Here is an 11,228-nt window from a genome sequence, read left to right as displayed (position 1 = left end):
CGCCGTTTGTCCTGATCTTTCCGATTGCCGTCCTACTGCCGTCTCGGCGGGGTGACTAGGATCGCGTTATCACGGGAAGGAAGGACAACGATGACCACCGAATCCCCACCCAAGGCCGCCGCCGCGCCGGCCAATGGGCACGCCGCACCTGAGGCACCCAACATTGCAGAGACCGTGGCCCGACTGCGCCGCACTTTTGCCACCGGACGCACCCGCGACATCGCCTGGCGTAAGCACCAGTTGGAGCAGCTGGCCAGGCTGGTGGAAGAGAACGAGCCTGCGATCGCCGCCGCCCTCGCCGAAGATCTGGACCGCAACCCGGTCGAGGCGTTCATCGCCGACATCGCCACCACGGCGGGCGAGGCCAAGTACGCGGCCAAGAAGCTGCGCAAGTGGACCCGTCGCAAGTATCTACTGCTCGAGGCTCCGCAGCTGCCCGGCCGTGGCTGGGTGGAATACGAGCCCTACGGAACCGTGCTGGTCATCGGTGCCTGGAACTATCCGATTTATCTGACGCTGGGCCCCGCGGTCGGCGCCCTCGCCGCCGGGAACACCGTCATCCTCAAGCCGTCGGAAATCGCCGCGGCGTCCTCCCGCCTGATGGCCGAGCTGGTACCCAAGTATCTGGACAAAGACGCAGTCGCAGTGATCGAGGGCGACGGCGCGATCACCCAGGAGCTGATCGCCCAAGGCCTGGACCGCGTGCTGTTCACCGGCGGCACCGAGATCGGCCGCAAGGTCTACGAAGGTGCGGCCAAGCACCTGACGCCGGTGACCCTCGAGCTGGGCGGCAAGAGCCCGGTGATCGTGGCGGCCGACGCGGACGTGGATGTCGCGGCCAAGCGGATCGCCTGGATCAAGATCCTCAACGGTGGCCAGACCTGTGTCGCACCGGACTACGTGCTGGCCGACGCCACGATCCGCGACGAACTGGTCGAGAAGATCGGCGCCTCCCTGACCAAGTTCCGGGCGAAGGAGAACCAGGCCGGACTGCGCATCGTCAACCAGCGCCAGTTCGACCGCTTGGCCGGGTACATCGCCGAAGCCGAGAACGACGCCACGTCCGGTGGTAAGTGCAAGGTGGCCGCGGGCGGCAAATGCGACGCATCGAGCCTGCGCATCCAGCCGACTGTGGTCGTCGACCCGGACCCGCAGGGCACGCTCATGCAGAACGAGATCTTCGGGCCGATCCTGCCGGTGATCACCGTCAAGTCGCTCGACGAAGCGATCGAGTTCGTCAACTCACGGCCAAAGCCGTTGTCGGCCTACGTGTTCACCAAGTCCAAAGAGACTCGCGAGCGAGTGATCAAAGAGGTTTCGGCCGGCGGCATGCTGGTCAACCACCTCGCCTTCCAGGTGTCGACCGCCAAGCTGCCGTTCGGCGGCGTGGGGCATTCCGGGATGGGTGCCTATCACGGCAAGTGGGGCTTTGAGGAGTTCAGCCACCGCAAGTCGGTGCTGACCAAACCGACCCGGCCCGACTTCTCCGCCATGATCTACCCGCCATACACCGAGCGGGCCTTCAAGCTGGCTCGCAAGCTGTTCTAGCCTGACGTTCGCCCGCCGGCACCGGTCGTTTCTGGTGCCGGCGCTCAACCCTGATAGCCCGCAGAGAGGAACCTGATGCCCGGAGTGCAGGATCGCGTCGTCGTAGTAACCGGAGCCGGTGGCGGATTGGGCCGTGAATACGCGCTCACGCTCGCCCGCGAGGGTGCCAGCGTCGTCGTCAACGACCTCGGCGGCGCCCGTGACGGCACCGGCGGTGGATCGGCGATGGCCGACCAGGTGGTCACCGAGATTCGGGACGCGGGAGGCCGCGCGGTGGCCAACTACGACAGCGTGGCCGAAGCCGAAGGCGCGGCCAACATCATCAAGACCGCGATCGATGAGTTCGGTGCCGTGCACGGTGTGGTGAGCAACGCCGGCATTCTGCGCGATGGCACCTTCCACAAGATGACGTTCGAGAACTGGGACGCCGTCCTCAAGGTGCACCTGTACGGGGGTTACAACGTAATCCGGGCAGCCTGGCCGCATTTCCGCGAGCAGAGTTTCGGCCGGGTGGTGGTCGCCACGTCGACCAGTGGACTGTTCGGCAACTTCGGCCAGACCAACTACGGGGCAGCCAAGCTGGGACTGGTGGGTTTGATCAACACGCTGGCCCTGGAAGGTGCCAAGTACAACATCCACGCCAACGCGGTCGCGCCGATCGCGGCGACCCGGATGACCGAGGACATCATGCCGCCCGAAGTGCTGGAGAAGCTGACGCCCGAGTTCGTCGCGCCCGTGGTGGCCTACCTGTGCACCGAGGAAAACCCGGACAATGCCTCGGTCTTCGTCGTCGGCGGCGGGAAGGTGCAGCGAGTTGCGTTGTTCCAGAACGAGGGGCTGAACTTCGACAAGCCGCCGTCGGTGCAGGACATCGCGGACCACTGGAGTGAAATCACGGACCTGTCCGCAGCGCAAAAAGCTGGATTCAAACTCTAAATGAAATGAAAGCCTGTGTGGTTCAAGAGCTTTCCGGACCGTCCGGCATATCGTATACCGATATCGACGACGTGCCCGACGGCGGTGGCAACATCGTCATCGAGGTACGTGCCGCCGGAGTGTGCTTTCCGGATCTGCTTCTGACCAAAGGCAAGTACCAGCTGAAGTTGCCGCCGCCGTTCGTTCCCGGCATGGAGACCGCCGGTGTCGTGCGGTCCGCGCCTGCAGACTCGGGCTTCCGCGTGGGAGAACGGGTTTCGGCGTTCGGCGTGCTCGGGTGCTACGCGGAGCAGGTGGCCGTTCCGGTCTCCAACGTGATCCGCAGCCCCGTCGAACTCGACGACGCCGAAGCGGTTTCGTTGCTGGTCAACTACAACACCATGTATTTCGCGCTGTCTCGGCGCGCGGTGATGCGGCCCGGCCAGACGGTGCTGGTACTCGGCGCGGCGGGCGGCGTCGGAACTGCCGCCGTTCAGATCGCCAAGGCGATGGGCGCCAGCCAGGTGATCGGCGTGGTACACCGCCGGACTGCGATGGATTACGTTGCGGCGCTTGGGGCCGATCATGTCCTGCACCTGAGCCGGGGCTGGACGGACAAGGTACTCGAGCACACCAACGGCCAGGGCGTGGACATCGTCGTCGATCCGGTTGGTGGCCGCGCGTTCGACGACGCCATTCGGGCGCTGGCGATCGACGGCAAGTTGCTGGTGATCGGTTTTGCGGCGGGCAGCATCCCGACCCTGACCGTCAACCGGTTGCTGCTGCGCAACGTCGGTGTGCTGGGCGTCGCCTGGGGCGAATACCTCAACAAGGTCCCAGGTTCGGCCGTGCTGTTCTCCTCGGGTCTCAATCAGCTTGTCGCGCTTGGGCTGAGACCCCCTCCGCCGCAACGTTATCCGCTGTCCGAGGCTCGGGCCGCGCTGCAAACGCTCGATGATGGCGGTGTGCTCGGCAAGGTAGTGCTCGAACCCTAAGCGAAGAGGGCGTTGACCTCGCTGGCGGCATCGAGGCTGAACCGGCGCCGAGTTGAACAGGCTTCGAGGACGAAGTGGCGCCGAGATTGAACGGGCCTCGAGGACGAAGTGGCGCCGAGATTGAACGGGCTTCGAGGACGAAGTGGCGCCGAGATTGACACCACGCACACCCTGATCGGCGTTTCTTGTGCGTGGTGTCAGTGTCGCGGGCGCACTGGGTTGCTAGCCCGGCCAGCCGCGCTCCATCTCGGCGAACGAGTTGCCGAATACGCTAAGGTCTCAGGTTCGGCCCTGTTCACTTCGGATCTCAACCGGCTTGTCGCGCTCGGGCTGAGACCCCCTGCGCTGCAACGTTATCCGCTGTCCGAGGCCCGGGCCGCGCTGCAAACGCTCGATAATGGCGGTGTGATTGGCAAGGTAGTGCTCGGACCCTAAGCGAAGAGGGCGTTGACCTCGCTGGCGATATCGCTCAACGCGTGCTGGAAAACCCGCACTTCGAATCCGGCCATCAGGACTCCCAATCCCACGGTTGCCGCAAGCGGCTTGCCGAATGCATTGGTCAGTCCTCCGACCGGATCGCCGTTGAGGGCCTGCAATATCCCGTTGCCGAAGAGGTCGATGTTGTAGGCGGGTAGGGCCGTCAAGGCAGCGTTGAAGATGTCGGCGGTGGGTTGCAGCGTTGAGTAGGCTGACGCGGCGACGGCCGATGTGGTGTAGCCCAGCTTGAGATTCGCGTCCAACAACGACTGGACGAAGTTCTGCGGCGACGACATCGAGTGCTGTGCGCCCGCTAGGACCTTGTTGAGCCCGGCGGTATCGAAGGTCGGGGCCAGGGCGGCGAAGTCCGACGAATCGATGAGCGAGATCTCGTGGGCGAAGTTGTTGATGCCCAACTGAGTTCCATTGGCCAGGGCGGAGATGATCTCGCCCGGTGGGACCGGCGGGATCACGCCGAACCCGGTGGCGACGTTCGGCGGGTCGGGTGACCAACCGTTGGTGGTGCTGCCGTAACCCAAGTTCACGATGACGCGCATATCGGGCTCGATCAGCTCCGCGAGGGGATGGCCGATGATCGGGATGGCGCGCAGCGGCGACAGGATCGGCAGGTTCTCGGTGCGGATCATGTAGTAGTGCGCCAACAGGTTGGGGTCGGTCGTATTGGTCAGCTCGATAGCCCCGGCCAGCTCTTGGGCGGACAGGTACGGGTAGTGGCCGTGGAGTTCGATAATGCCGAGGAACGCGTTGATGTCCGACACCACGTTCAGCGGGTACTGCGGGAAACCACCGAAGCCGTCGTACTCGATCGTGAAGATGTTCGTCGGGAAAGAGTTGTCCGGGGTGGCAACACCGAACACGTCTATTCCCAGACTAGGCAACCGCAGGCCGGGGAAGCGGGAGAGCAGCCCACCATTGGGGTTACTTGGATTGCCCACCAGGGTGAAATTCAAGTCGTTGAATATGCTGCCGCCGGGTGTGTTGCTGGGATTGAGCGCCAGCATCTCCATCGACGCGATGACCGAGCTTTGGGAGTAGCCGAAGACATTGACCGTAGTGGCGCCGAGTTGACCGAATGCGGCATTGATCGCGTTGTCCAGGATCGTCAGGCCGCGCGCCGCGGACACGTCGAAAGTCAGGTCTTTGATACCGGTGAGGGGATACAACCCCTCTGGGGTATTGATCCCGATGTTGGTGCCCCCCGGGTAGAACGGGTCGATGTAGAGCGGGGGGATTCCTTGGATGTAGTCCTCGATGGGGATGGGATAGCCGCTGGCGCCCATCACCAGGGTGATCGCGGCGGCGGGGGCGGCGGCGGCGTTGGTCAGCAGGGACCTGATCGGTGAAATGATCGGTTCCAGCGCCGTGCTGGCGGCGTTCGCGACTTCGCTTTCTAGGTAGGCGAGTCCGCCGGCGGCCATGATGCGGGCGAACTCGGCCTGGAATGCCGTCGTTTGGCCGATCATGGCTTGGCACTGGCGGCCGTACGCGCCGAACAGCGCAGCGAGCGCTTCCGACACCTCGTCCGCCGCGGCCGCGGCCAGACCCGTCGTCGGTGCTGTCGCGGCTGCGCCGGCCGCCGTGACCACCGAACGAATTTCTTCCAAATTGGCTGCTGCCGTTGCGATTAAGTCCGGCTGCACAGTCACGTACGACATTAGGCCCATCCTTTCCGACGAACCCCCCCGGATTACCGCATGGCGGTACGGGTCAGCGTAGAACTATTCGCGTCGGCGGGTGTGAGTTTTTTACGAACGCGTCAACCGATTCAGCCCGCGGCGCCGGCAAGGTCGCCGATGACGTTCGAGATCGTATCGATGGTCACGATCGTTTGGAACCCGCCGGCGAGGGTCAGCAGCGCTACGTCGGCGGCGAACGGGTTGCCGAATGCGTTGACGAAGCCCATCGGGTCGCCGTTGGCCGCCTGCTGGAGGCCGTCCAGGAACAGGTTGAAGTTGTACGACGGCAATGTGGTGACGATTGTGTTCGCGATGTCCGCGGTGGGGAGCAGCAACGCGTATCCGTCGGCGGCCGCGCTCGTAATCGCCGTGGTGACATTCGTATTCGCCGCCTTGATGGCGTCGAAGACGTCGTTGACCGAGAAACCTGTGGTCGGCGGCAGCGCGAACGGAAGGCCGCCGCCACCGCCACCGCCCCCACCGCCGCTGGGCAGCAGGTCGGTCAGCGACGGCAGCGAAGTCGGGACCATGGCGTTGATGTCACCGGCGAAGGCGCTGAATCCCTGGTTGGCGAGGGCGATCTGGTCGCCGATGAAGTTCTCCGGCATAGGCGGAATCAGCCCGAACGGAGTGTGCACATCGGCATAGCTGGTGGAGTAGCCGTAGTGTGGATCGCCGTAGCCCCAGTTCACCAGGTAGGTCAGGTTGGGCTCGACCAAGTCCGCGATTGCGTTCCCGAACACCGGGATTGACCGCAGCGGCTGCACGAGCGGCAGACCGTCGTAGCTGATCATGTAGTAGTGGTCCAAGCCCAGCGCCTGCGTCGCAGGAGACACCGGCAATTCCACCATTTTGTACCCAGGAGCGAGTTGGCCTGACGAACCGATGATGCTCGGGTAATCGCCGTGGACGGTTTGGATGCCCAGGAACGCGTTGAGGTCGGCGAGGAAGTTGATCGGGTAGCGCGGGAAGTCGGTGTACCCGTCGTACTGCAGCGAGAACATGTTGACTGGGTAGCCAGAGTTCGCGGGTGTCGGTCCGAAAAAGTCCAGACCGAGGGCTGGCATGGACAAGCCCGGGAAGCGCGACAGCAGGCCGCCGTTAGGGGCCATCGGATTGCCCAGCAGAGTGAAGCTGAGCAGGTCCTTCGCTGGACTACTCGCGGCGATCAAGTTGCGCAGCTCCATCGAGGACAGGATGGCACTCTGCGAGTAACCCAGTACGGAAACGCTCTGCCCCTGAGCTAATAACCCGGTCGGCGAGAAGATCGCATTGTGCAGCATCTGTGTGCCCAGTTGGACAGACTGGGTGAGCGGCAGGTCCTTGATCTGGGTGAGCGGGTACAACCCCTCGGGCGTGTTCAGCGGTATCGACAGCGGGTCGGTCACACCGAACCGGATCCAGGGACGAACGCTCGCCATGTAATCCAACGACGGTATGGGCGTGCCGCTGCCCGTCATGATCAACGCCACGTCGTAAAGCCCTTGCAGAGGCAAGGGCGTCGTGACCGGAGTTCCACCGCTCATGACGCCTGCGGGCGGGGCGAATAGCGACTGCAGGGGCGCGAACAACGACTGGATGGGTGCGAGCAGCGGCTGAAGTGGCGCAAGCACAGGCGCCAACAGAGCCTCGATTGGCGAGGCGGCGGCGAGCGCGCCCCCGACCGCCGCCGCGTTGAGGAATTCGGCGTCGGCGTACGCGGCGCTGGCCGCGGCCAGGACGCGATTGAATTCTTGATGGAACACCGCTGCTTGCCCGACGACCTGCTGGTACTCCTGCCCGAACGCACCGAACAGTTGGGCGGCGGCCGCTGACACCTCGTCGGCCGCGGCGGCCGCCAATCCCGTGGTCTGTCCGGCGACTGCCGCGTTGACTTCGGCCAACGACGCCTGGATGCCGGCCAGGTTTTCGGCGGCGGCAGTCATCAATTGCGGTTGCGTCGTCACGTAAGACATCGTCGAATCCCTTCACGCCCAAGGCTTTTCGCTCTCAGGCCCACTTCGATGAGCTGGCGCAGCCAGTCGCGACGGGGCCCGGCACTTGTGAGCGTAGAACGGTCCGCTGCTTAGGTTGGGAAAATAGCGTGGATAGCTCGGCTAATTTCCTGTGAGTTCGCTGGTGGGCCTCGCTTGAGCCGTTAGGCGAAAAGGCCCTGGATGTCCTTGACGTTGTTCGCGAGCGCCTCGATGACGGTGAGTCCGTAGACGGCGCCGGCTATCGTGCCCAATCCGACGTCGGCCGCAAGCGGATATCCAATCGCGTTGATGAGGTTGCCCGTAGCGAGCTGGCTCAGGAAAAGTTCGGCGTTGTAGACCGGCACCGAGGTCACCAGGCCAAGGCCGATGTCCGCGGCAGGCAACAAGAGGGCGTAGTCGGTCGAGATGATTGACGCAGCCGCGTTGACGATCTTCTCCGGTGACGGGAAGGCGGCCAATGCGTTGAGCGCGTCCGTCGGGGACAGCGCCGTGAACGACGGCGCGGTGAACGACGGCGCTGTCAACGACGGCAACGCGGGCGGTTGGGCCATGAGCTGGGCCATGTCGTGGCTGAAGTTGCTGACTCCCTGCTGCATCGATTCGCCCAGCGCGTTGATGACGGTGCTCGGAGCGACGTCGGGGAACAAGCCGAACGGAGTCGGCACGTCGGCGTAACTGGTGGAGTACCCGTGGTACGGGTCGCCGTAGCCAAGGTTGACCAACACTCTCGTGGTCGGCTCGATGAGATTGGCGAGGGGATTTCCAATGACGGGTATGGCGCGAAGCGGTTGCAGCAGCGGCAGATGTTCGGTGGGAATCATGTAGTAATGGGTGCTTCCAGTGGGCGCGTAGCCCGGCGAAGTCGGCAACTCGATTGCGCTGTTTACCTGGCTGAGCGGCAGGCTGAAATAGGTGGGATGAACGAAGACGATGCCGGCAACGGCGTTGAGATCGGCGAGAAGATTGAGCGGGTAGCGCGGGAAGTCGGCGAATCCGTCGTATTCCAGCGTGTAGATAGCGGTCGGGTAGGGGGTGTTCGCGGGTGTCGAACCGTAGAAGTCGAGCCCCAGGCTAGGCATGGACAGCCCCGGGAAGCGCGCGAGCATGCCGCCGTTGGGATTCATTTCGTTGCCGGTCAGCACGAAGTTGAGCTGGCCCGGGAGCGGGGCTCCCACCATGTTCGCCAGGTTCCGCATTTCCAGCGACGCCATAACGGCACTCTGGGAGACGCCGAAGACAGTAACCGTTTCGCCGGCGGCGATCTGGCTCATGATGGCGTTGTGCATGATCGTCAGGCCTTCATCGACCGACTGGTTGAAGTACAGGCTCCTGACGCCGGTCAGCGGGTACAGCTGCTCGGGGGTGTTCACCCCCAACGGGTTGAGCAGGGCCGCGGTGGGGCGAATGAACAGGTTCTCAGCGCCGTCAATCAGTTTCTGCGTCGGTATGGGTACTCCCGTGCCGCCGAAGATCAACTGAATTGAATTGGCCGCGAACGGCGGAAGGGTGGCCGCAGTCGCCGCGACAGCCGGCGCGGCGGGCGCCCCCAAGAGCCCCTGCAGACCGGTGGCGATCGCGGTCTCGGCATCGGCGTAGGCGGCGGCCGCCGCTGTCAATGACAGCTGGAATTGATTCTGCAGACCTTCCAGCCGGGTGAGCATCGACTGGGCCTCCGCGCCGTACGCGCCAAAGAGATTCGCGACGGCCGCCGACACCTCGTCAGCGGCCGCTGCCAGCACAGTCGATGTCGGTGCCGCGGCAGCCGCGCTCGCGGTGGCGAGCGCCGACCCGATTCCCTCGATGTTCGCGGCGGCGGCCGCGATGATCTCGGGCTCGGCAAGGAGAAACGACATCGGCACGACCCTTCACTGGCTGACCCCGGACCAAACTGTGGTCAGCGTAGAGGGATCACGTGAAACTGTCTGGCGATTAACGAGCTTGGGTCACAGCTGTTACGGAATGAGCGCGCGAATATCGCTGATGTTTTGCGAAATCGCCTTCGAAATGACAAGGAATTGAACGATGCCCGCGATGGTGGCCAGTCCCACGTCGGCGGCGATGGGATAGCCGATCGCGTTGACCAGGTTGCCTTGGGCGAGTTGTTCCAAGAACAGTTGCGAGTCGTACAGGGGCAAGGTGGTCGCGAACGCCAGGGCCGTATCGGCTGCGGGGAGAAGCACGGAGTAGTCGGTGGAGATGACCGTGGCGGCCGTGTTGACGATCTGCTCGGGCGACGGCAGGTTGGCCAATGTCGCCAGGATGTCCGTCGGTTGCGGCGGGACGAACGTCGGGAACTCGATCGGTTGTGCTGCCAGCGCCTGCAATTCGGTGCTGAAGTCCTGGATTCCCTGCTGGGTCCCCCTGGCGAAAGCGTCGATCAAGGTGCTCGGGCTGACTTCGGGGAACAGGCCGAACGGAGTTTGCACATCGGCGTAACCGGTCGAGTAACCGAGGTTGGGGTCGCCGTAGCCAAGGTTGACGATGACTTCCAGGTTGGGTTCGATCAACGCCGCAAGCGGGTTACCGATCACGGGTATGGCCCGCAGCGGTGTCAGCAGTGGCAGTTCCTCGGTGGGGATCATGTAGTAGTACGTCTTGCCGCCGTTTTCGTAATAGCCGGGCGACGTGGGCAACTGGATGGCGCTGCCGACCTGCTCGGGGGTCAGACTCAGATATTTGGTGTGCACGGTGGCGATACCGAATACCGCGTTCAAATCGGAGATGAAATTGATCGGGTAGCGCGGGAAGCTGGCGAAGCCGTCGTATTCCTGCGTGTAGATGGCGGTCTGGTAGGGCGTATTGGATGGTGTCGCTCCGTAGAAGTCCAGACCCAGCGTCGGCAGGGTCAGGTTCGGAAAGCGGGCGAGCATGCCGCCGTTCGGGTTCATCTCGTTGCCGACCAGGATGAAGTTGAGATCTGCGGGCGGAATCGGGAAACCCGCGGCTGCCAGCTGTTGCATATACAGCGAGGAGATGATCGCGCTCTGCGAGTAGCCGAAAACGGTGAGAGAGTTCCCCGGAATGGCTAGTTGTGACTGGACGTAATTCCCGAGAATGGTCAGTCCCTCCGACACCGACTGGTTGAGCGTCATACTTTTGACACCGGTGATCGGATACAGCTCTTCTGGGGTGTAGAGGATCTGACTTATGCCGGTCGCGTGTACGTAAAGCTCGTTGGCGAGCGTGGCATATGCCGGCGGTGGTATCGGGACGCCGGTCGGACCGATGAATACCGCGGTGTCCAAGGCTGGGAAGGGTGGACCGGTATAAGGCAGCGCCGGTGCCGCGGACACCGGAACTGCGGAAAGGCCCAGCGCTGACCGCAGGCTGTTGACGGCAGCAGTCTCCGTCTGGACGTAGGCGTTCGCCGCGGCCGCCAGATTCTGTTGGAACTGGCCGTGATACGCCTCGACCTGGTTGACGACGGCCTGGAACTCCTGCCCGTGCGTGCCGAAGAGATTCGCGATGGCCGCCGATACCTCGTCGGCGGCCGCGGCAACCAGACCGGAGGTGGGTGCGGCCGCAGCCGCGCTCGCCGCCCGGATGGTCGACCCGATCCTGTCGATGTTCGCCGTGACCGTGGACACGATCTGCGGATCAACCAGCAATTGCGTCATCGC

Annotated in this window: 7 protein-coding genes; 3 read left to right on the top strand and 4 right to left on the bottom strand. The window is 63.8% G+C overall.

The features are described 5' to 3' along the window. Positions 1–90 precede the first annotated feature (90 nt). The 3 genes from A5636_RS16080 to A5636_RS16070 all read left to right on the top strand — a co-directional run bounded on the left by A5636_RS16080 (position 91) and on the right by A5636_RS16070 (position 3,458). Positions 91–1,548 (top strand): aldehyde dehydrogenase family protein, encoded by a 1,458-nt coding sequence (locus A5636_RS16080; RefSeq protein ID WP_065159640.1) that lies wholly within the window; start codon positions 91–93, stop codon positions 1,546–1,548. Between the two features lie 75 nt (positions 1,549–1,623). Next, positions 1,624–2,484, top strand: a complete 861-nt coding sequence (locus A5636_RS16075) for an SDR family NAD(P)-dependent oxidoreductase (protein WP_065159639.1) — start codon at positions 1,624–1,626, stop codon at positions 2,482–2,484. 5 nt (positions 2,485–2,489) lie between these two features. Continuing rightward, positions 2,490–3,458: an NADPH:quinone oxidoreductase family protein gene (locus A5636_RS16070; RefSeq protein WP_065159638.1), complete on the top strand. Its 969-nt coding sequence runs from the start codon at positions 2,490–2,492 to the stop codon at positions 3,456–3,458. 431 nt (positions 3,459–3,889) lie between these two features. Here A5636_RS16070 and A5636_RS16065 read toward each other — a convergent pair whose 3' ends face one another. The 4 genes from A5636_RS16065 to A5636_RS16050 all read right to left on the bottom strand — a co-directional run bounded on the left by A5636_RS16065 (position 3,890) and on the right by A5636_RS16050 (position 11,225). Beyond that, positions 3,890–5,611, bottom strand: a complete 1,722-nt coding sequence (locus tag A5636_RS16065; RefSeq protein ID WP_065159637.1) for a PE family protein — start codon at positions 5,609–5,611, stop codon at positions 3,890–3,892. Positions 5,612–5,721: 110 nt separating this feature from the next. Further along, positions 5,722–7,587: a PE-PPE domain-containing protein gene (locus A5636_RS16060; RefSeq protein WP_065159636.1), complete on the bottom strand. Its 1,866-nt coding sequence runs from the start codon at positions 7,585–7,587 to the stop codon at positions 5,722–5,724. Between the two features lie 182 nt (positions 7,588–7,769). Next, on the bottom strand, positions 7,770–9,461 hold the full coding sequence (locus tag A5636_RS16055) for a PE-PPE domain-containing protein (RefSeq protein ID WP_065159635.1): 1,692 nt from the start codon (positions 9,459–9,461) through the stop codon (positions 7,770–7,772). Positions 9,462–9,560: 99 nt separating this feature from the next. Continuing rightward, the gene (locus A5636_RS16050; RefSeq protein ID WP_065159634.1) at positions 9,561–11,225 is read right to left on the bottom strand and encodes a PE family protein; all 1,665 of its coding nucleotides are present in this window, start codon (positions 11,223–11,225) and stop codon (positions 9,561–9,563) included. Between the last annotated feature and the right edge of the window lie 3 nt (positions 11,226–11,228).

This window comes from Mycobacterium asiaticum, from assembly GCF_001673315.1.
GTDB lineage: Bacteria > Actinomycetota > Actinomycetes > Mycobacteriales > Mycobacteriaceae > Mycobacterium > Mycobacterium asiaticum_B.
This window is presented reverse-complemented; position numbering and strand designations above follow the sequence as displayed.